This is a genomic window from Halorussus lipolyticus (assembly GCF_029338375.1).
GTDB lineage: Archaea > Halobacteriota > Halobacteria > Halobacteriales > Haladaptataceae > Halorussus > Halorussus lipolyticus.
The window spans coordinates 446646-466064 of the sequence record NZ_CP119804.1 but is presented as its reverse complement, the minus strand read 5'-3'; the positions used below and the strand labels follow the sequence as shown (position 1 = coordinate 466064).

The window sequence follows — 19419 nt, the reverse complement described above, 5'->3', positions numbered from 1 at the left end:
ACCACGTAGCGCCGGGGGTACATTAACCGGTACTTCGGTCCCGCCGATTTCGACCGTCCGTTCCGACTGTTCCGACTGTTCAATGCAGACTTACTGGTTTAAAATATCCCCGAACGGTCTCGTTGCGACGAGTTCGGTGGTCCGCCGGGACCGACCGCAACCCGTACCTCTTTAACCTATCAGGAACCGAACGTCGGGTAATGCTCGCGGGAGTCAACGTCGCGCTGGGTGTGACCGGTAGCATCGCGGCGGTGAAGGTAGTCGAGTTGGCCCACGAACTCCGCCGCCGCGGCGCGTCGGTCCGGGCGGTCACGACCGACAGCGCGCAGGGAATCGTTCACCCTTGGGCGGTCGAGTTCGCAACGAACAACCCCGTCGTAACCGAGATTACGGGCGACGTCGAACACGTCGAACTCTGCGGTCGGGACGGGTGGGCCGACGTGTTCCTGATTGCGCCAGCGACCGCCAACACGGTCGGCAAAATCGCGTCCGCAATCGACGATTCGCCCGTCACCACCTGCGCGACCACCGCCCTCGGCGCGGGCGTCCCGACGGTCATCGCTCCCGCCATGCACGAACCGATGTACGACCACCCCGGCGTGCTGGAGGCCATCGACAGAGTAGAGTCGTGGGGCGTCGAGTTCGTCGCGCCCCGAATCGAGGAGGGCAAGGCCAAAATCGCCACCGAGGACGCCATCGCCACCGAGGTCGCCCGCGCCGTCTCGCCCGACCGCTTCGAGGGCGCGAACGTGGTCGTGACCAGCGGCGCGACCAGCGAACCCATCGACCCGGTGCGCGTCCTGACGAATCGCTCGTCGGGCAAGACCGGTCGGGCGGTCGCTCGGGCCTGCTACGTCCTCGGCGCGGACGTGACGCTGGTCCACGACGGCGAGGACGTTCCCTACGCCGAAGTCGCGCAGGTCGAAACCGCCGAGGAGATGACCGAAGAAGTCGTAGACCGGGCCTCGGCGGGTGCCGCAGACGCGCTGGTCTCGGCCGCGGCCATCTCGGACTACACCGTCGAGACTGCAGACGAGAAGATTCGGTCCGGGAAGGACCTCAGCCTCGACCTGACGCCGACGCCGAAACTCATCGACTCGGTTCGAGCGGTCAGCGACCTGCCCATCGTCGGGTTCAAGGCCGAGACATCGGGCGACGACGCGGCGATGATTTCGGCGGCCCGCGACACCCGCCAGCGCGCGGACCTCTCGTTCGTCGTCGCCAACGACGCCAGCGTCATGGGCGACGACCAGACCCGGACGCTGTTCGTCCGCGAGAACAGCACGCGGGAGTACGAGGGGACGAAATCGGAGTTGGGGCGGAAGGTGGCCGAGGAGTTGGCCGAGGAACTGTAACCGTCGCTTGATTCGGTGCGGAGTCGCTTCACCGACGTAGCGTACCCAGACGGGCAATCAAAATACGGCTTTAGAAAACGAAAACAATTGCGTGGTCGGCGAGCGTGTTCGTCAGTCCGACTCCTCGCGCGGTCGGAGCGCCAGCAACGCCAGCGCCAGCAATGCCACGACCACGGTTGCGGGGGTGAATCCGGGCGAACTCCCGGTTGCGGCCGATGCGTTCTTCGCGGGGTCGAACTGGACGTTCGAGACGCCCGCGGTCGAACCTTCCGAGACGGCTGACCCGTTGCCGGAGGCGAGCGCGCCCGTGTCCGGGTCCTCGAACGGCGCATCACTGTCCGACGAGTTCGACGACGGCCCGCTGGCCTCGCCCCAGTAGTTACCGGTCGCGTTCACCACGGCGTTGTCCTCGTGGTTGTAGACGCCGTACTCGACGTTCCCGCCGAGGTTGTTGTTGTGAATCTGGACTCGGTTCGCCGGGGCACCTGCCTCGAGGAGGACGCCGGCGTAGTTGTTCGTCTCGATTCGGTTGGAACGGATGGCGGGACCGTGGGAACCGTTCGCCACCTCGACGCCGACCCAGTTGTCTTGGAAGCCGTTGTCGAAGACGTTGACGTTCCGGTAGTCACCGCGGAGTTCGAGACCGGTCGATGTGTTGTCCGCCCGCTTGAGGTGAGCGGATACGTCGTTGTTCGAGAGCAGACTCGCGGGGGAGTCTTCGAGGAGGATGCCGCCCAGTCGGTTCGCAACGATGGTGTTGTTGCCGATTCCGGTCTGTGGCGACCCCTCGACGCGAATCCCGTGGAGGGCGTTCCCGCGGACGCTGTTGCTGGTGACGGTCACGCTCGAACTGTTCTCCGGGAACTTCCGCGTGTCGGTGACGTTGATACCGTTGCCGCTGTTGTTTTGGACGGTGTTGCCGACGACTTTGACGTGCTTCGAGTCGGAGACGGCGATACCGCTCGGTTGTCCGAACGGAGCGCCCACGTCGCCGGTCGTGTCGAGGACCGTGTTGTCGGCGACGGCAGTGTGGTCGGACCCGTTAGTGACGTTGATACCGTTGAGTCGGTTGCCGACGGCGGTGTTGTTCTCTATCGTCGTGTACTCCGAGGCCTGCGAGACGAACGCCCCGAAGAGGAAGTTGTGGTTGAGCGTGTTGTTGACGATGCGGACTCGCCGGCTACTGCTGTTCTCGAACGGATAGGCTCCGACGTGGATGCCGCGCCCGTCGTTGTCCGAGAGGTTGTTTCGAGCGACGGTCGTGTTCCGGGCGGTCCAGAAGACGACGCCCTCCGCGAACTGCGTGGCGGTCACGTCGGTGACGGACGAGTCGTTCACCTTGTAGAAGACGACGCCTCGGAGGCCGTCGCGCAGATGGCTGTCGGTGACGGTCACGTCGGACGCCCGGCGAACCCATACCGACCGGGTCCAGCCCTCAGCGCGGACGTTTTTGATAGTGACGTTCTCGATGCCGGGCGTCCCCTTCTGCGGGGCGACGGCGCTCGAAGCGTAGAACGCGCTGAGGTTGCCCTCGCCGGTTCCCGTCAGCGTGTGGCCGTTGCCGTCGATAACCACGTCGCTGGCGTCGATTTCGATGCACCCGTCGGCGGTACTGTTGGTCAGATTGCTGGTCAGCGTGTAGACCCCGGACTGGGTGATGGGGGCTTTCGGACAACTCGAAATAGTCTTGGTCTGCGTGGCCGATGTGTTGGCGCTACTGCCGGGTGCGACCGCTCCGGCGACCGGCGTGACGACCGCCGACGAGACCACGAGGAGGGCCACCGCGGTGGCCAGTATCTCTGCGAATCGGTGCGTGCTAAATCCGTGTGAGCGTTCTCCGGAACTCATCTCTCGCTTTTCGGTCATATCCAGACGTTTATAATTCTTCCACTTCGGGCATGAAAAATACCGTTTCACGGTCGGACTCGCCTTCGTTGGCGAAGTCCGAACCGATTGTACTCCTCGAAGACGATTCGGCCGACGGTCGGCTGTGTTGGCTACGACTGTCGGTTTCGCACTGCGAGGAGGGCGAACGTCAGCACCGCCACGACCGCAGTGACGGGGGTGAATCCGGGCGTCGAGGCCTCGCCGCCAGTCGCTTCGGCGTCCTCGCCGGAGGCTTTCGTCTCGGTGCCGGTGGTGGCGTCGAGCGCCTCGGTGGTCGTGTTGGCCGACCCCATCGCAGTCGTCGCGGTTCCGTTCGTCTCAGTTCCGGTCGTCGCGGTCGCAGTCGGGGCCGCGCCGGTCGTGGTTGCGGTCGGACTCGCCGTCGTGGTTGCGGTCGGACTCGTCGTCGTGGTGGCGGTCGAACTCGTCGTCGTGGTCGTCAGCGAACCGACACGGAGCGGGTCGAACCGGACGTTCGAGACGCCGGGGGTCGAACCCTCAGAGACCATCGCTCCGCCGCCGTCTGCCAGCGCGCCGGAGGACGGGTCGGCGAAGGGCGCGTCCGCATCAGTCGAGTCCGAGGACGGACCGGTCTTCGCGCCCCACCGGTTGTGGGTCGCGTTCACGACCGCCGAGGCGTTGCGGTTGTCCACGCCGTACTCGCTCACGTTCCGGAGGTCGGTGCGGTGGATTTCCGTCTGCTCAGCGGGCGAATTCGCGTCCAGCACCACCGCCGACTGACTGACATTCACGAAGTCGGTGAACGAGACGTTAGCGACCGAGGATTCGAGGAGCAGGCCGTGGCCGCCCACGTCCCGTATCGTGTTGTCCGAGAACAGTGTGACGTTCGAGTCCACGAGGCGGACCCCGTGGCTGTCGGAGCCGCGAATCACGTTCTCGGTGAAGTGGCCGCTGGACGACCCCGAGTCGAGTTCGACGCCGACCTCGCTGTCGGCGATGGTGTTGTTCCAGAGGTAGGCCGACGAGAAGGTGTTGACGAAGACGCCCGTGATGGCGGCGTCCTCGATGGTACTCGTCGTCACGACCAAGTGGGTGTGGTCGTTGACTCGGACTCCTCGCTGGAGGTTGGTGTCGTTGGCGTCGGTGATGCGCGAGGTGAACACCGTCAATTCGGAGTCGGAGGCCTGTAGACCGTCGTCGTCGGCGGTGACGAGCGTGTTCACGAGTTCGACCGTCGAGTTACGCGCCGTCACGCCGTCGAGGTCGATGTCGGTAATCTGGGAGTCGTAGATGTGCGACGAGGCGTTTCGGTAGGCGACGCCGGTCTGCCAGTGGTCGATGGTGACGTTCCTGATAGTGACGTTCCGGCCGGTGACGTAGACGCCGACCGGCGGGGTAGCGATGGTGTCGTTCCCCACGCCGACGCCTTGGAGGGTGTGGCCCATCCCGTCAAGCACCACGTCGTCGGCGGTGACGTTGAGGCAGTACTGCTGAGTACTGTCGGTCACGTCGGCGGTCAGGTTGTAGACGCCCGACTGGTCGATGGGGGCTTGCTGACATCCCGAGATAGCGGTCCCGGACACCGACGCGCCCGTCCTCGCAGGGGAGTCAGTCATCGTTTCCGTACTTGCTTCGTCTGCGGTCACAGCACCTGCGACCGGTGCGACACCCGCGGTCAGCACGAGGAGTGCCACTGCGACCGGGACGACGCCGACCCCGGCGATACGTTCGCGTACTCGTCGTCTGTTTCCGAACTTCATCTGAATCTACGGTATCTGACTCTGTGAAGCCATCTATACCTATCGAATAGATTAAATTAAAGTAAGTAAACTAGAACAAATTATGGCGACGTTGGTTTCGAACGCCGGCCGCCCGCTGGCGATTCGAGCGCCGCCGGTCGGTAGAGACACCGCTACGATTGGGAAAGAAACAATCTCGTTTGCGAAAGAACTGTCCGGGTTGCCTCGGGGGAATCAGTCGGACTCCTCGCCCGGCCACTTGGCCTCCTTCCCGAATAAGGGCACGCCCATCTTCTGGGCCGACCGGGAGATGAGGTGCGCGCCGGTCGGCGCGGTCAGGAACAGGAAGACGATGCCGACCAGCGAGGTCAGGCCTGCACCCTGCGGACCGTAGTAGACGAACCCCGCGAGGAGCAGAGACGAGGCCCCGAGCGTGGTCGCCTTGCTGGTAGCGTGCATCCGGTTGTACACGTCGGGAAGCCTGAGCAGGCCGACCGTACCGACCAGTAGGAAGAAACTCCCGACGACGACGAGCGCCGCAACGACGAGTTGGTGGATTTCGTTCATGGTTATTCGATGATGTCTCCCTCGATGACGTACTGGCTGACCGCGATAGTGCTGATGAACCCGATGATGGCCAACACGAGGCTGACCGTCACGAACAGGCCCTGCCCGGAGTCGAGCGCGAACAGGACCGCGATGGCCACGACGTTGGTCCCGATGGTGTCGAGCGCGACCACCCGGTCGGGCACCGTCGGTCCCTTGATAACCCGATAGCCCGCCAGCAGGGTGAGCGCGGCGGCCAGAATCAGGCCGGCGTCAACGACCGGCCCGAGGAGCGCGAGGTCACTCGCCATCGGTCTCACCTCCGTCGTCGTCGTCCTCTACCGCCGGACCGCCATCCGTGCGGCCCTCCGCCTGCGGCGCGCCGGGGACTTGGGGCACGGGGTCGCCGGGCTTTCGCTCCTCGTCGAAGATAACCAGCGCGTAGTCCTCCCACGTCCGGATGGGTTCAACTACGTCCTCGCGGTTCCGGCCGGTGATACCGTGTACGTACAGCGTGTTCGTCTCGTCGTCGTAGTCCATAGTGAGGGTACCGGGTGTCAGCGTAATCGAGTTGGCAATCGTCGTGATGGCGGCGTCGGTCTCGACCCGAAGCGGGACGACCACCACGTCGGGGTTGATGGGCATCCCCGGCGCGAGGACCCGGTAGGCCACGTCGAGGTTCGCCGTCAGCAGTTCCTTGAGGAACACGCCGACGTAGACCGCGACGTAGGGGGCCGCCCTGACGTTTCGCGCCAGCGCGGTCCGCTCGGTGTAGAACCGCCGGAAGGCGAACGCGACCGGGAGGCCCAAGCCGAGACCGATGATGAACTCGCCGAGGATGGCCATCGGGTCGAGTGCGACCCCGCGGACGAATAGCCAGAGGACCGCCAGCAGGACGCCGATGACAGGCCACTTGCGGGGGTTCATGCGTGACCACCTCCGCTACTCTCGCCAGCACCAAGCACGGCGTCGATGTATCCCTGCCTGTCGAGTGCGGCCTCGGCCCCGGCGTTCGCGGCCTGCATCACCACGTCGAACCCGACGCCGAGGAGCGCGATGGCCAGCGCCAGCGCGACCACGACTGCGACCAGTGAGAACTTGGCGTCCGCGTTCCGGACCAGCAAGGGCGGTTCGCCCCAGAAGCCGCGGTTCCACGCTCGGGAGAAGTACGCGATGGTCAAAATCGCGCCGACCAGCGCGACCCCGAGCGCGGCGTTCGACCCGTCGATGCCCGCGGCGCTCGCTCGGCCCGCCGCGTCGAAGACCAGCATCTTGCCGAAGAAGCCCGATAGCGGCGGGATGCCGATGAGCGCCAAGGCCCCGACGAAGAACCCGCCCGAGAGCCACGGCGCGCTCTCGGTCAGGCCGCCGAGGTCGGGGAACTCCTCGGACCCCACGGCGTCGTAGACCGCGCCGCTGGCGAGGAACAGCAGGCCCTTGGCGAAGCCGTGATTGAGCGCGTAGACCAGCCCAGCGGCCACCCCGAGGACGCGAATCTCCTCGGTCGGCGCAGTCGCCGCGATGGCCAGCGGCAGGACGATGAACCCGACCTGACCGATGGACGAGTACGCCAGCAGGCCGTCGATGTCGTCGCGGGCGACTGCGCCCAGACCGCCGACGATGATGCTCGCAGACGCCATCACGAACAGGATGGGTCCGTAGAACGCCAGCAGGGCGCTCCCGCCATCCGGGACCGACATGCCCGGAAGCGACAGCCCCGAGATGGCGGCCGCGCCGAACACCGTGAAGTAGACCCGGATGATGGCGTAGATGCCGACCTTCTTGACGACGCCAGCCAGCATCGCCGAGACCGGTGCGGGCGCGGCGCGGTAGGCCGAGGGCACCCAGAACTGGAAGGGCGCGAGACCGGCCTTCAGCGCGAAGACCGCGAACAGCAGGGCCGACAGACCCAGTACCGGCGCGATGGCGAAGTCGCCGTAGGCCGCGGGATTTGCGACCCGGCGAGCGAGGTCGGCCATGTTGAGCGTCCCGGTGGTCGAGTAGAGACCGCCGATGGCGAGCAACATCACGGCGCTCCCTACGAGGTTCAGCACGACGTATTGGAGCGCCGCCCGCGTGTGTTCCTTCCCGCTGTAGAAGACGACGAGGACGTAACTCGACATCAGCATGACCTCGAACCAGACGAACAGATTGAAGATGTCGCCCGTGAGGAACGACCCCGTGACGCCGACCATCATGAAGTGGAACAGCGGATGGTACGAGACCTGCTGGCCGAAACTGTCCACGTAACTCGCCGAGAAGACGAGCGCGGCGAACGCGATGACAGCTGAGAACGCCAGCATGAACGCCGACAGCGAGTCGGCGACTATCGTGATGCCGAACGGTGCCTGCCAGTTCGCTAGCTGGTAGCTGAAGATGTTGCTCGCGCCGAGGGGGTCCACCTTCGAGACCAGCCACGCGACTGCGCCGAGGTAGCCGAACCCGCCCAGCAGACTCAGGATGACCTGCACTCGGCCGAACCGCCGGGTCAGCAGGGTTGCGATTGCGGTGACGAGCGCCACGAGGAGCGGTGCGACGACGAATTGCTGGCTCATGCCTTCTCACCCAGTTCGAGGAGGTCGATGGTTCCGTGTTCTTCGTACACTCGGTAGGTCAGGACGAGAGCGAACGCTGTCGTCCCGAAACCGATGACGATGGCGGTCAGGACCAGTGCCTGCACCAGCGGGTCGGTGACAGCGTGGCCGCCGCCGTGGCCGCCGTGAGACAGAATCGGGACGCCGCCCGACAGGCCGCCCATCGTCACCAGATAGACGTTGGCCGACTGGCTGATGATGGTGACGCCCCAGACCACGCGAACGATGTCCCGTCGCAGGACGAGGAAGGTCCCGAGGGCGAACAGCAGACCCAGCACGCCGGCGAGGACGAACTGCGTCATTCTGTTCCCACCACCCCGAGAATCGTCAGGAGCGCCCCGACCACGACGAAGTAGACGCCGAGGTCGAAGGCGAGGGCGCTCGCCACGTGCAGTTTGCCGTAAATCGGCAGGGGCTTGATGTACCAGTGGGACTGATAGAGGAAGTTGTAGTCGAACAGAATCGGGACGAGTCCGGCGACCACAGCGACCGCCAGACCCACTCCGAACGCGACCTGATAGTTCTCCACGATACCGTGGCGAATCGACTCCAGCAGAGGGTCGCGGTTCCGGTGGAGCAGTTCCTCCTCTAGGTAGTCCAGTCCGTAGATGACGTAAATCAGGGCGAACGCCGTCACGGTCAGCACGCCGCCGATGAACCCGCCGCCGGGCAAGTTGTGACCCTGCAAGAGCAGGGCGATTGCGGTTACGAGGATAATCGGTACGACTGTCCGGGTGACTGTTCGTGCGATGACTGTACTCATTGGGTCTCACCTCGTTCGCGCATGGCGACCAGCGTCAACACCGAGAGGGCGGCCATCGCCACGACCGCGATTTCGCCCATCGTGTCGAACGCTCGGAAGTCCACGAGGATGACGTTGACGACGTTGCCACCGCCACCCTGCGGGACGGCCTCCTCGAGGAAGAACTGGGCGATGCCGTCCTCCGGCGTGGCCGCGGTCGAGACCAGTACGGTCACGAACACGGTCGCGCCGACGACTGCCGAAAGCACGCCGTCTCGGACCATCTTCCCGCGGTCGGTGTTGCCGTAGAACGCCGGCAACTTGTCCAACACCAGCAGGAAGATGACCAGCAGAAGGGTCTCGACTACCAACTGGGTCAGCGCGAGGTCCGGCGCGTCTGCGAGGACGTAGAACACCGCGACCATGAAGCCCAGAATCGAGAGCGTCAGGACGCCCGAGATGTGGGAGGGCGCGATGGACACCGCGACTGCGCCGACGATGGCGACCCCCAGCACGAGCGCGATGGGAATCGTCACCGCGAAGTTCGTGAACTCCGGGAGCGCGACGTTCGTGGCGGCGTAGCCAGCGAGCGCGAGGCCAGCGACCGACGCCAGCGCCCACGTCGCGTAGGTCCGAAGCAGACCGTTCTGGACGACTCGACTGGTCCGGTCGCTGAGACCGTTCAGGCCGAACACCGCCGAGTTGTAATACCAGTTAGCTCGCAGGACGTTCACGTCGGTCACGCGGTTGACTCCTCGGTGGAGCGTCCCGTAGAAGGGGTAGGCGACAGCGCCGAGAACCAGCGTCACCGCGCTCATCGCCACGGCGGGCGTGAGGTGGTCGGGGAAGTAGTAGCTGAACCCGCCGTGGAGGTCGGCGTCCGGCGCGACCGTACTCGCCCAGACCTCGGTGACGAAGTTGTCGAAGGGGCCGAAGTGGATGCCGAACGTGCCCAGCACGCCGCCGATGCTGACGAGGCCCGCGATGACGCCGAGCAAGAGCGGCGGCGCGAGCATCGCCTTCGGCGGGGAGTGGACTTTGTGAAGCCCGGTCGGTTTCTCGCCGAAGAACAGCATCAGGAACCGAATCGAGTAGAGGAAGGTGAAGACGCTTCCGAGGACGGCGACTGCGGGGTAGATGTACGCCAACCCGCCGCCAGCGTGGACCGCGGCCTCCCACGCAGACTCGAACAGGAGTTCCTTGGAGTAGAAGCCGTTGAACGGCGGGACGCCCGCCATCCCGAGCGCCGCGACGGCGGTGATTCCCGCGGTGATGGGGAGGTCGTCTTTGAGACCGCCCAGATTCTCTATCTTCCGGGTGCCGGCCTCGTGAGCGATGATACCGGCCACGAGGAACAGCGCGGCCTTGAACGTCGCGTGGTTGATGATGTGGAAGGCTCCCGTCTCGCCGCCGAGTTCCGAGACGAAGCCGAACCCGGCCACGATGAGACCGAGGTGGCTTGCGGTCGAGTACGCCAGCAGTTCCTTGATGTCGGTCGCGCCGACTGCCAGAATCGCGGCGACGGTCATCGTGGTCAGACCGAGGACGGCGAACAGCAGTTGCCACTCGTCGCTGACCAGCACCGGGCGGAACCGCCCCAGCAAGTAGACGCCGGCCTTGACCATCGTCGCCGAGTGGAGGAACGCCGAGACGGGCGTCGGGGCCTCCATCGCGTTCGGAAGCCAGATGTGGAGGGGCACCTGCGCGGACTTCGCGGCCGCGCCGACCCCGATGAGGCCGAGGACCGGCAGGAACAGCCCCGCAGAGCGAAGCTCCTCCTGTACGAGTTCGGGGTTCTCCAGCATGTAGACGATGCTGAACTCACCGGTGACTGCGTGGAGCAGGAGGAAGCCGACCAGCATGAACAGGCCGCCCGCGACGGTGATGAGCATCGACTTGCGGGCGGCGTACTGGGAACTCTCTTGGCGCTGGTAGTGGCCGATGAGCATGAACGACGAGAGGCTGGTCAGTTCCCAGAAGACGAACAGCGCGATGAGGTCGCCGGCGAACGCCACGCCGAGCATCGACCCCATGAACGCCAACAGCGAGGCGTAGTACTTGGGCTGAGACGGTTCGCCGTGCATGTAGCCGCCGGAGTACGTGAGGATGAGGACCCCGACGCCGCTGGCGAGGAAGCCAACGAGCAGTGAGAGGCCATCGACGTAGAAACTCAGTGATACCCCGAGCGAGCGAATCCACGGGAACGACACCGTGCCGTGCGTGCCGTACTGGCTGGCCACGAGACCGAAACAGGCCAGCGCGATTGCGGCCGCGTAGTAGGCGGTCCGCTCGCCTACCAATCGGTAGACGAGCGGAACCAACCCTGCGGCTACGAACGGCAGGAACACGACGGCGAGGACTGCCGACGCCACCGGGTCCGTTGTCGGTTGCACGTGCGAGACTCACCTCGGACCGGACTTAACAGTTCTCAAATTCAGGGACGTTCCGAGCAGTGAGGCGGCGTCGGCCGGGGCGTCGTCAGCGCCGCTTCGGGTGGGTAAACGTATGTCTGTGAGTGTTTAAGGCTGATATAGATTTGTTTCGGAAATGTGAATATTTCCTCACGCGCGGAAAGATAATACTTAGACCGAGACGTGAACCATCTGGCACTCGCAGTCTCCTCGGTCCCGTCGTCGGGCAGTTCGCTTGCTATCGGACCTCGCGCTAGATTGATTCCGTCACCTTTTATTGGCGCGTCGAGTACCCCCAACATGGATAAGCTCAAGCAGTCCCTGCTCGACGCGCCGATTATCGAGAAAGACGGCTACCACTACTTCGTCCACCCCATCAGTGACGGTATCCCCGTTCTGGAGCCGGGCCTCCTCCGCGAAATCGTCATCCAGATTATCCGGAAAGCCGAACTCGAGGACGTAGACAAAATCGTCACCCCCGCGGCGATGGGCATCCACATCTCGACCGCTGTCTCGCTGATGACCGACATCCCGCTGGTCGTCATCCGCAAGCGCGAGTACGGACTGGAGGGCGAAGTCGCGCTCTCCCAGCAGACTGGCTACTCCGAGAACGAAATGTACGTCAACAACGTCAACGAGGGCGACCGGGTGCTTCTGCTGGACGACGTCCTCAGCACCGGCGGCACGATGAAGGCCATCACCGAGGCCCTCGAACACATCGGCGCGGACGTGGCCGACGTGGTCGCAGTCATCAAGAAGGAAGGCCCGAACGAACTCGACGACACCGACTACGACGTGAAGACGCTCATCAACGTGGACGTGGTGGACGGCGAGGTCGTCATCACGGACGAAGACGGCGACGGGTAGACTTCATCGGCTGTTCTTTTCATCGACGTTTTGCAAGCGAGCGGTCCCGACTGCTCGCGCAGGAAAAGGTCGGACGGCGAGGAAACTATGAGAATTATAGAGTGAATATAATCCTTCGGATCGCTACAGATGAAAGAATACATGAAATAGCATCAAGATTTTTGAAAGGGGAAATAATGGTAGAGTTCAATGATATTGCGGCATATTTATTGCTTTTGTCGGTAGTAATCGGTGCTTTTCACGAAGAACTCAAACTGCTATTGACTCCAAAAAGGGTATCGAATTTTATCCCAAAACGACTTATCCGCAATGATTTGATACAAATTTCGAAGATAATATTGATCTCATATAGGCTTACTGGGTTCTTTTTCACTCTCTTTTTCGGCGTTAGTCTTCTTTTTGCAAAACCGAATACTGGGGCCTCGTGGCTCAATTCTGCTACCGCACTATTCGTTGCAACTTGGACTACATTTACGGTTTCTATAGCTATAAATTCCAGCTATAAACGACTACAAGCATGGGGGGCAGAGATTCAAACAAGAGTTCTGTATGGAGAGGAACCAATACCTGCCTCACCATGGTATGTTGGAACAGTAGCATTCATTATTGCCTTCCTATTAACAATCGGAATATATGGACATATAGCAGATATTCTTTCTTTACCGAGTCTATATGACCTATCAATTGAAAATCAGATTGCGGTTCTATTGTTCGGATTGGTCATTTCATTTTTCTACGGAGTGTATAAGTTCGGAGAACACATGTTGAACAGTTAGGCCATTTAAACCCTAATTATACTAATTTTGAGACTACACGTGATACTCTGTCAAAGTTATAATTTAGTTCTGACGGCGACCGGAGCGCGGCGATGCCGCCCCAGAGGACCCCGGTCAACAGCGACCCCGAGGCCGAGAACACCATCCCCATGCTGTAGAAACTCGCGCCGTACACGACGCCGATTGCCGCGGAGGGGAGACTGGTCCCCAGTGGAACGTTGGCGGTCCGGTCCTTCAGCGTCGGCACGAGGAACAGTATCGAGAAGACGCTTCCGACGAGGAACACGAGGTCTTGCCACATCATCGGTCCTCCTCTGCGAAGAGTGAGTTTGCAGTCATCACTTCTTTGTAGGCGCGACACGGTGGTAACGCTGGCCCGTATCAGTATTCGACGCCGCCGCAACAGGGGGTTCGATAACTAGCGTTGCGAATTGCTGTTGCGGGTCGCGGGGCGGTTGCGGTATTGCTGTTGCAGTGGCGGTTGCTGTCGCGGTGCGGTTGCTGTCGCGGTGCAGTTGCTGTCGAACTAGCGATTCTACCGCGAGCGAAGCGAGCGGACCAAGGAACCGTCGAAGACCGTGCCTCCGGCACGGTCTGAGGCGGTGACGCCGTGTTTTTGATCAACCTTTTGCAAGGTCGGCGCGTTCATGCGCCGACCGCTGGAAAAGGTTGACGGGCGTGACGGGATTCGAACCAGAGCAAGACAGTCCGGGCGTGTGGCCTTCGGCCATTCCGGGCTGTGACTTGCAGGGTTCGAATCCCTTCGCCGTTTCCCGCCTCGCTTCGCTCGGCGGAAAACGGGCGTGGCGGGATTCGAACCCGCGGTCAGAAGGTTAGGAACCTCCTGCCCTAATCCACTAGGCCACACGCCCCGCGAAAAAAGCGATTTAGCTGTTGTTCGTCTCGGTTTCCGTGTCGGTGGACTCCGTGTTGATGGACTCCGTACCGTCGTCCTGCATCTCGCGGAGTTCTTCTTCGACTTCCTGACGCCCTTTCTTGAACTCGCCCATGGCCTCGCCGGTCGAACGGGCGAGCTTCGGAATCTTGTTCGCGCCGAACAGCAGGACGGCGATGAGGAGGATGACCATCATCTCCATCCCGCCGGGCACGGGTCCGAACAGTGGAATCATCTCTACCATCTCTATCTGAGGTTAGCTGATTCTGGATTATAGGCTTTTTGCTCCCCGACACCTTCGGGGAAGCGCCTTTGCTGGGGCGAGAGACGGGACTCCTCGGTGCGTCCGGGAGGAGTTTCGCGGACGAGATTTCGGCCGCATTCGGAACTGTCTTTTCCCCGAGTCGTCTACCTCGGAACGCATATGGTCGAAGTCGGAGACGCCGCACCAGATTTCACGGCACCGCTCGCAAACGGCGACGTAGAGGAGTTCGCCCTCTCGGAGAATCTCGACGAGGCCCCAATCGTCCTCGCGTTCTTCCCCGGCGCGTTCACCGGGGTCTGCACCACCGAGATGGCCACCTTCGAGGACAACCTCGATGACTTCGAGGACGCGACGGTCTACGGCGTCAGCGTTGACGCTCCGTTCTCGCTCAACGAGTTCCGCGACCAAGAGGGCCTGAGTTTCGGTCTCGTCAGCGACTCGAACAAGGAACTCATCGACGCCTACGACGTCGAGATGGACTTCGCCGACATGGGCTACTACGGCGTCGCCAAGCGGTCGGTCTTCGTCGTGGACGACGACGGCGAGATTACCTACAAATGGGTCAGCGACGACCCCGGCGTCGAACCCGACTACGACGAGGTTGCCGAGGCGGCGGCCGAAACGGACGAGTAAGCGAGTGGGCCTGTTTTCGAAGATATTTTCGTCGGGATGCCCGGCCGAGGGCTTTTTCCGCTCGGGCACGACGTATCCGGTATGAGCGACATCGACGAGACCGAGCAGTCCGACGACGAGGGTCGGGAGTACGACCCCGAGGCCGACCATGCGTTCCCCGACGAGCGTCTCAACGAGGTGCTGGAGTACGTCGAGAACGACCCCGAGATTCAGACTTATCTCGACGCCCAGAACGTCAACCCGGTGGTCCGGAAGGGGTACAACGACCACGGGAGCAAGCACATCTCTATCGTCCGAAATCGGGCGCTGGCGCTCTACGACCTGCTCAAGCGGGGTAACATCGAGTTCAACGGCGCATCCCAACAGGGGTTGGACGAGGCCGACGAAGGAGTCATCATCGCGCTGGCGGCGACCATCCACGACATCGGCCACGTCGTCCACCGCGACGAACACGCCTACTGGTCGATTCCGCTCGCCGCGGACTTGCTGGACCGCATTCTCCCGGAGTTCGACTTCTACGGCACCGAGGAGGTCGTCCGAGTCAAAGGCGAGGTCCTCCACGCCATCCTCTGTCATCACACCGAGGAGGACCCCCTCACGACCGAGGCGGGCGTGGTTCGGGTGGCCGACGCCCTCGACATGGAAAAAGGTCGCTCGCGGATGCCCTACGAGAAGGGCGGCCGGGGCATCGACACCGTGTCGAGTCAGGCCATCAAGCGCGTCTCGTTGATGCAGGGCGACACCGTGCCGGTTCTTGTGGAAATCGAGATGCTGAACGCCGCGGGCGTCTATCAGGTCGATAATCTACTGAAGGCCAAACTCCGGGACTCCGGACTGGAGGACGACATCCGAATCGTCGCGGTCAACATCCGCGACGGCGACAACAATCTGGTCGAGCGCGTGGAACTGTAACGATGGTCGAGCGCGTGAAACCGTAACGACCGCCGACCCTACCGAATCGAGTCGTAGACGTCCCGGAGTTTCTCCACCGCGTGTTCGACGCTGACCGAATCCCGGCGTGCCAGACACGTCTCGCGTAACTCCTCGCGCTCGGCCAGCGTCCGGCGAATCGCGTCTCGGAAGTCGTCGATGTTCCCGCTCTCGTAGTGATAACCGGTTTCGCCGTGGTCGATGGTGTTGGCCAGCGCGCCGGCGTCAGCGCCGACGACGGGGGTCCCGCAGGCGTTGGCCTCCAGCGCGACGAGTCCCTGCGTTTCGACCGGACTCGGGAAGGCGAAGGCGTCGAGGGCCGAGTAGAACGCCGGCATCTCCTCGCGGTCGAGAAAGCCCAAGAATCGGGCGTCAGCGCCGATGCTCTCGGCTTGGGCCTCCAAGTCCTCGCGGGCCGGGCCGTCGCCGCCGAAGACGACGGTCACGTCCATGTCGGCGGCCGCGGAGACGAGTTCCGAGAGGCGCTTCTCGTAGCCGTGGCGACCGGTGTAGCCGAGTAGGGGGCGCTCGCCGCGGAGGTTGTGACGGTCCAGAAAGTCGCCGGTCTCGACGGGTTGGAACCGCTCGGTGTCGATGCCGTTGGGGACGACTTCGACGTTCGTGTCCACGCCAACTTCGTCCTTCAGGTGGTCGCGGGTCGCCGACGAGGGCGCGAGAACCGCGTCGGCCCGGCCGAAGAACCAGCGTTCGTAGGCCTCGGAAATCCGGCCGACCAGCGACGCGATGGAGTCGGTGGGCGAGACGTACTCGGCGTACTCGCTGGTCGGGGTGTGATACGAGGCCACCAGCGGGACGTTCTGGTCGCGGGCGAGGCGCAGGCCGCCGAGGCCGATACTGAAGGGGGTGTGAGCGTGGACGACCTCGGCGTCCCGGACCTGCTTTGGCACCGTGGGCGTGCCCAGTCGGAACCCGTCGTAGAACGGGAAGGGGAGGCTTCCGACCGGATGCTCTCCGTCGCTGGGCCGGTGGCCGTCGGCGTTGGGGTAAACCACGTCCATCCGACCGCCCGCACGTTCCCAGCGCTCGCGCCACGACGCGATGGTGTAGCTCACGCCGTTGACGGTCGGCAGGTAGGTGTCGGTGAACGCGGCGACCTGTTCCATTGTTGGCCCCTTTGGGAACCGATACTTAAGGACTTGTGAAGTCCGCTCGTCGGCGCTGGTCGAGTCGAACTCGTCGGTGGGTGTGGCGTGTGATGTGGTAACGAGAATTGAGGAGTATGCCGGACAACGGTGACGACTGCTCCGTCGGGCGAAATCCTCGCGTCGGCCGGTCGGTGGTTCGGTTCGGACCCGCCCGCCGTCGAACTGACGGTGGGTAGAACACAATTACCGTTCCTAAAATAACTATAAGATGCTTAGAGTAGTGGTATTATTTTCTAAACCTATCTATACGAGGTCGTGGTACACCGCCACGAGGTCGTCACCCACCGCGTCCAACTCGAACTCCTCGCTCTTTTCGGCGGCGTTCGCGCCGACCTCCTCGCGCAGGTCCGGGTCGCGGAAGCGGTCGAGTTTCCCAGCGAAGTCCGAGACGTCGCCGCCGGCCTTGAGACAGTGGGTACCGTCGTCCAACCACTCGTAGGTCGGGATGTCCCGAATCACGAGCGGTTTGCCGCAGGACATGGCCTCCAGCAGGGCAATGCCCTCGTTCTCGTTTTTGCTCGGCCAGAAGAACACGTCTCCCGCGGCGAACGCGCCTTCGATGTCCTCGACGTAGCCCGTGAACTGGCAGTTGTCGGGCGCGCTCTCGACCAGTCGCTTGGTGTCCTTGCTCTTGAGGAACCGGTCGAGTTCGCCGCCGGCAGGGTTGAGATAGCCGAACCAGACGAAATCGAGGTCCGGCATCGCGCGAGCGGTCTCCACGAACGACTGCAGGCCCTTGCGCTTGATGACGTGGCCGACGTTGAAGATTACAGGGGGTTCGAGGTCGTAGCGGTCCAGATACGTCTGGCGCAGGTCGTCGTCGTCGTATCCCTCGACCTTCTCGGGGTCGAACCCGTTACTGACGACGGTCTTGGGCGCGTCGGCGTACTCCTCGATGACCCGCCGGTTGTACTCGGAGGGACAAATCAGGTGGTCGGCCAGCGAGTAGGCGTATTCGAGGTAGGGACGCATCGGCTTGGCGAGGACGTTCGAGAACGCGAAACTCTCCCGGAAGTCCTCGGCGGTCTGGTGGGTGTGGACGAGGACGGGCACGTCGGCGCGCTGGGCCTTTTTCGCCCAGTAAATCGACTTCGGTCCCATGTTGTTGAGGTGGAGGAGGTCGGCCTCAAGCGTCGGTTTCGGCGTGTACTCGATGCCCCGCCGAGCCATGATTTTGCGCTGATTGTCTACCGACTGGGCGTGGCCGCCGGTGATGTACTCCTCCCACTCGAAGTAGTGGCTCACTTTCATGGTTGAAATCGTCCGAAAACGTGCAATCGTCTGAAAACTGCGAATCCGGCGTCGTCGCGCGTACTCACTATCCGAGCGAAAACGCGCCCGTGACAAAACCCTACCGGAACCCGGTGGAATTCGTCCCGGAACTCGATGGAACCCGTTGGACGATAGTCGATTTCGCGCGCCGAAAACCAAAAACTATTTTACCCACTTAGAGAATTACCCCCATGGGGCAACACAGGCACTTTCTATCCTTGTCCTGTCTCGCCCCGGAAACCCCCACCCCCCATTCCCATACTACATGACGATAGCTGAGGAGCGCATCGAGCGTCTGGCCTCGCTCGCCCGCGACGCCGCCGCGGAGTGTCACGACCAGCGCGCTCGTAACTACGTCCGACTCGCCCGCAGACTCGCCGAGCGCAATCGCGTCGCCCTGCCCCGCCAGTTCAAGCGGTTCACCTGCGACGCCTGCGACAGGTACCTCCGCCCCGGCAAGAACGCCCGCGTCAGAACGCGGGACGGCCACGTCGTCGTCACCTGCGACTGCGGCGAACAGTCCCGATACCCCTACAAGTGACCCCGCAATTTACTGACCGAATATCGCTACGCATCGAATAGCGACCACTGTTCATCGAGCAGACACCTCTATCGATTTGTTACCGGTTCCGGAAGTGACTCCGTGACACACCTCTATCGAAGTGTATCGGCGTGTTGCCGGTGGGGAAGGGATGCTCCCCGACCAGACGCATCTATCGAAGTGTGTCGTGGATGGTGAAACAAACCCAGAGACACCTCTATCGAAGTGTTTCGGCGTTGGGTGCGTCTGTTCGTTCGTCGCCTCGTCGTCGCTTCGTCTCTCGACTGCGTTCTTCTCCACGCTTTGTCTCCTGATTGCGTTTCTCTCCTGTTTGTTGCCGTAGTTTCTCCTCTCTCTGACGAGGAGTCTCCATCACGTGGAACACATCGAACACTTCGATAACGGTGGGTGGGTGTTCTCTCTAGCTAGACTGTCCTCTCTAGCTAGAAGTACGACTCTAGCGACGAGTCGTCCGTCGTAGAGTTGTATCGGGGCCACCGAAGCAGATTCGCGCAATCACGCGAGGAGACTCACGGAATCGACAATCGCACTTCGACGCCGCAACCCCAGTCGCAAAACCGGACTGCGGCCAAACCCCACCCTCCGTTCCCCTCGAAACACTTCGATAGAGGTGTCTCTCTGTCAGACGAGATTCGACGTGCGCCAGTCGAACGAACTGACGGTCTCACCGCAACCGTCCGACGACCCCTGAACACTTCGCCAGTGCCTCTGGAATACACCGCACTCACAGCACCGAGGCCATCGAATCCAGCATCGAGGTGGTGCGTGCAGGGAGAACACACATCGATAACGGCAACGTTTAATGGGAGGGACGAGAC

The 19419-nt window shown here is 62.7% G+C and carries 19 protein-coding genes and 1 tRNA gene; 6 read left to right on the top strand and 14 right to left on the bottom strand.

Annotated features, from left to right (window positions below):
- Window positions 1–200: 200 nt before the first annotated feature.
- Window positions 201–1355, top strand: a complete 1155-nt coding sequence (coaBC, locus tag P2T57_RS02455; protein WP_276300888.1) for a bifunctional phosphopantothenoylcysteine decarboxylase/phosphopantothenate--cysteine ligase CoaBC — start codon at window positions 201–203, stop codon at window positions 1353–1355.
- Window positions 1356–1466: 111 nt separating this feature from the next.
- Here coaBC and P2T57_RS02450 read toward each other — a convergent pair whose 3' ends face one another.
- The 9 genes from P2T57_RS02450 to mbhE all read right to left on the bottom strand — a co-directional run bounded on the left by P2T57_RS02450 (window position 1467) and on the right by mbhE (window position 11217).
- Window positions 1467–3203 carry a right-handed parallel beta-helix repeat-containing protein gene (locus P2T57_RS02450; RefSeq protein WP_276300887.1) on the bottom strand — a complete coding sequence of 579 codons (1737 nt, stop codon included), beginning with the start codon at window positions 3201–3203 and terminating at the stop codon, window positions 1467–1469.
- Window positions 3204–3352: 149 nt separating this feature from the next.
- Window positions 3353–4963 carry a right-handed parallel beta-helix repeat-containing protein gene (locus P2T57_RS02445; RefSeq protein ID WP_276300886.1) on the bottom strand — a complete coding sequence of 537 codons (1611 nt, stop codon included), beginning with the start codon at window positions 4961–4963 and terminating at the stop codon, window positions 3353–3355.
- A 213-nt stretch (window positions 4964–5176) separates the two neighbouring features.
- A complete protein-coding gene (gene mnhG / locus P2T57_RS02440) occupies window positions 5177–5509 on the bottom strand; it encodes a monovalent cation/H(+) antiporter subunit G (RefSeq protein WP_276300885.1) in 333 nt (110 codons plus the stop codon).
- 2 nt (window positions 5510–5511) lie between these two features.
- Window positions 5512–5799 carry a monovalent cation/H+ antiporter complex subunit F gene (locus P2T57_RS02435; RefSeq protein ID WP_276300884.1) on the bottom strand — a complete coding sequence of 96 codons (288 nt, stop codon included), beginning with the start codon at window positions 5797–5799 and terminating at the stop codon, window positions 5512–5514.
- Window positions 5789–6415: a Na+/H+ antiporter subunit E gene (locus P2T57_RS02430; protein ID WP_276300883.1), complete on the bottom strand. Its 627-nt coding sequence runs from the start codon at window positions 6413–6415 to the stop codon at window positions 5789–5791. Before P2T57_RS02430 ends, P2T57_RS02435 begins: the two co-directional genes overlap by 11 nt.
- Complete coding sequence (locus tag P2T57_RS02425) at window positions 6412–8043, bottom strand: complex I subunit 5 family protein (protein ID WP_276300882.1); 1632 nt, start codon at window positions 8041–8043, stop codon at window positions 6412–6414. Before P2T57_RS02425 ends, P2T57_RS02430 begins: the two co-directional genes overlap by 4 nt.
- Window positions 8040–8384, bottom strand: a complete 345-nt coding sequence (locus tag P2T57_RS02420; RefSeq protein WP_276300881.1) for a sodium:proton antiporter — start codon at window positions 8382–8384, stop codon at window positions 8040–8042. Before P2T57_RS02420 ends, P2T57_RS02425 begins: the two co-directional genes overlap by 4 nt.
- A complete protein-coding gene (locus tag P2T57_RS02415; protein ID WP_276300880.1) occupies window positions 8381–8845 on the bottom strand; it encodes an MnhB domain-containing protein in 465 nt (154 codons plus the stop codon). The genes P2T57_RS02420 and P2T57_RS02415 overlap by 4 nt, the downstream gene beginning before the upstream one ends.
- On the bottom strand, window positions 8842–11217 hold the full coding sequence (mbhE, locus tag P2T57_RS02410; RefSeq protein WP_276300879.1) for a hydrogen gas-evolving membrane-bound hydrogenase subunit E: 2376 nt from the start codon (window positions 11215–11217) through the stop codon (window positions 8842–8844). Before mbhE ends, P2T57_RS02415 begins: the two co-directional genes overlap by 4 nt.
- A gap of 318 nt (window positions 11218–11535) precedes the next feature.
- Between mbhE and hpt the strand changes: the two genes are divergently transcribed.
- On the top strand, window positions 11536–12102 hold the full coding sequence (hpt, locus tag P2T57_RS02405; protein WP_276300878.1) for a hypoxanthine/guanine phosphoribosyltransferase: 567 nt from the start codon (window positions 11536–11538) through the stop codon (window positions 12100–12102).
- A 101-nt stretch (window positions 12103–12203) separates the two neighbouring features.
- A complete protein-coding gene (locus tag P2T57_RS02400; protein ID WP_276300877.1) occupies window positions 12204–12878 on the top strand; it encodes a hypothetical protein in 675 nt (224 codons plus the stop codon).
- Window positions 12879–12894: 16 nt separating this feature from the next.
- On the opposite strand, the gene P2T57_RS02395 is transcribed toward P2T57_RS02400, so the two are convergent.
- The 3 genes from P2T57_RS02395 to P2T57_RS02385 all read right to left on the bottom strand — a co-directional run bounded on the left by P2T57_RS02395 (window position 12895) and on the right by P2T57_RS02385 (window position 14017).
- Complete coding sequence (locus P2T57_RS02395; protein ID WP_276300876.1) at window positions 12895–13182, bottom strand: hypothetical protein; 288 nt, start codon at window positions 13180–13182, stop codon at window positions 12895–12897.
- A gap of 494 nt (window positions 13183–13676) precedes the next feature.
- Window positions 13677–13750: transfer RNA gene (locus tag P2T57_RS02390), tRNA-Arg, on the bottom strand.
- A 15-nt stretch (window positions 13751–13765) separates the two neighbouring features.
- Window positions 13766–14017, bottom strand: coding sequence for a Sec-independent protein translocase subunit TatA/TatB (locus tag P2T57_RS02385; RefSeq protein WP_420028509.1), 252 nt, complete (start codon window positions 14015–14017; stop codon window positions 13766–13768).
- 180 nt (window positions 14018–14197) lie between these two features.
- Here P2T57_RS02385 and P2T57_RS02380 point away from each other — a divergent pair, with 180 nt between their 5' ends.
- On the top strand, window positions 14198–14671 hold the full coding sequence (locus P2T57_RS02380) for a redoxin domain-containing protein (RefSeq protein ID WP_276300875.1): 474 nt from the start codon (window positions 14198–14200) through the stop codon (window positions 14669–14671).
- A gap of 81 nt (window positions 14672–14752) precedes the next feature.
- Window positions 14753–15583: an HD domain-containing protein gene (locus P2T57_RS02375; RefSeq protein ID WP_276300874.1), complete on the top strand. Its 831-nt coding sequence runs from the start codon at window positions 14753–14755 to the stop codon at window positions 15581–15583.
- Window positions 15584–15621: 38 nt separating this feature from the next.
- Here the strand turns inward: P2T57_RS02375 and P2T57_RS02370 are convergent, their stop codons facing one another.
- On the bottom strand, window positions 15622–16725 hold the full coding sequence (locus tag P2T57_RS02370) for a glycosyltransferase family 4 protein (RefSeq protein ID WP_276300873.1): 1104 nt from the start codon (window positions 16723–16725) through the stop codon (window positions 15622–15624).
- Window positions 16726–17010: 285 nt separating this feature from the next.
- Window positions 17011–18018: a glycosyltransferase family 4 protein gene (locus P2T57_RS02365; protein WP_276300872.1), complete on the bottom strand. Its 1008-nt coding sequence runs from the start codon at window positions 18016–18018 to the stop codon at window positions 17011–17013.
- Window positions 18019–18304: 286 nt separating this feature from the next.
- On the opposite strand from P2T57_RS02365, the gene P2T57_RS02360 reads away from it, so the two are divergent.
- Window positions 18305–18580 (top strand): ribonuclease P protein component 4, encoded by a 276-nt coding sequence (locus tag P2T57_RS02360; protein ID WP_276300871.1) that lies wholly within the window; start codon window positions 18305–18307, stop codon window positions 18578–18580.
- Window positions 18581–19419 lie beyond the last annotated feature (839 nt).

Excerpts from the sequence above, each read along its gene's own strand:
- coaBC (WP_276300888.1), top strand. The coding sequence starts at position 201 with ATGCTCGCGGGAGTCAACGTCGCGCTGGGTGTGACCGGTAGCATCGCG.
- P2T57_RS02445 (WP_276300886.1), bottom strand. The coding sequence starts at position 4,963 with ATGAAGTTCGGAAACAGACGACGAGTACGCGAACGTATCGCCGGGGTC.
- P2T57_RS02380 (WP_276300875.1), top strand. The coding sequence starts at position 14,198 with ATGGTCGAAGTCGGAGACGCCGCACCAGATTTCACGGCACCGCTCGCA.
- P2T57_RS02385 (WP_420028509.1), bottom strand. The coding sequence starts at position 14,017 with ATGGTAGAGATGATTCCACTGTTCGGACCCGTGCCCGGCGGGATGGAG.
- P2T57_RS02365 (WP_276300872.1), bottom strand. The coding sequence starts at position 18,018 with ATGAAAGTGAGCCACTACTTCGAGTGGGAGGAGTACATCACCGGCGGC.
- P2T57_RS02430 (WP_276300883.1), bottom strand. The coding sequence starts at position 6,415 with ATGAACCCCCGCAAGTGGCCTGTCATCGGCGTCCTGCTGGCGGTCCTC.
- P2T57_RS02415 (WP_276300880.1), bottom strand. The coding sequence starts at position 8,845 with ATGAGTACAGTCATCGCACGAACAGTCACCCGGACAGTCGTACCGATT.
- P2T57_RS02450 (WP_276300887.1), bottom strand. The coding sequence starts at position 3,203 with ATGAGTTCCGGAGAACGCTCACACGGATTTAGCACGCACCGATTCGCA.
- P2T57_RS02395 (WP_276300876.1), bottom strand. The coding sequence starts at position 13,182 with ATGATGTGGCAAGACCTCGTGTTCCTCGTCGGAAGCGTCTTCTCGATA.
- P2T57_RS02370 (WP_276300873.1), bottom strand. The coding sequence starts at position 16,725 with ATGGAACAGGTCGCCGCGTTCACCGACACCTACCTGCCGACCGTCAAC.
- P2T57_RS02375 (WP_276300874.1), top strand. The coding sequence starts at position 14,753 with ATGAGCGACATCGACGAGACCGAGCAGTCCGACGACGAGGGTCGGGAG.
- P2T57_RS02420 (WP_276300881.1), bottom strand. The coding sequence starts at position 8,384 with ATGACGCAGTTCGTCCTCGCCGGCGTGCTGGGTCTGCTGTTCGCCCTC.
- hpt (WP_276300878.1), top strand. The coding sequence starts at position 11,536 with ATGGATAAGCTCAAGCAGTCCCTGCTCGACGCGCCGATTATCGAGAAA.
- P2T57_RS02435 (WP_276300884.1), bottom strand. The coding sequence starts at position 5,799 with ATGGCGAGTGACCTCGCGCTCCTCGGGCCGGTCGTTGACGCCGGCCTG.
- P2T57_RS02425 (WP_276300882.1), bottom strand. The coding sequence starts at position 8,043 with ATGAGCCAGCAATTCGTCGTCGCACCGCTCCTCGTGGCGCTCGTCACC.
- P2T57_RS02360 (WP_276300871.1), top strand. The coding sequence starts at position 18,305 with ATGACGATAGCTGAGGAGCGCATCGAGCGTCTGGCCTCGCTCGCCCGC.
- mnhG (WP_276300885.1), bottom strand. The coding sequence starts at position 5,509 with ATGAACGAAATCCACCAACTCGTCGTTGCGGCGCTCGTCGTCGTCGGG.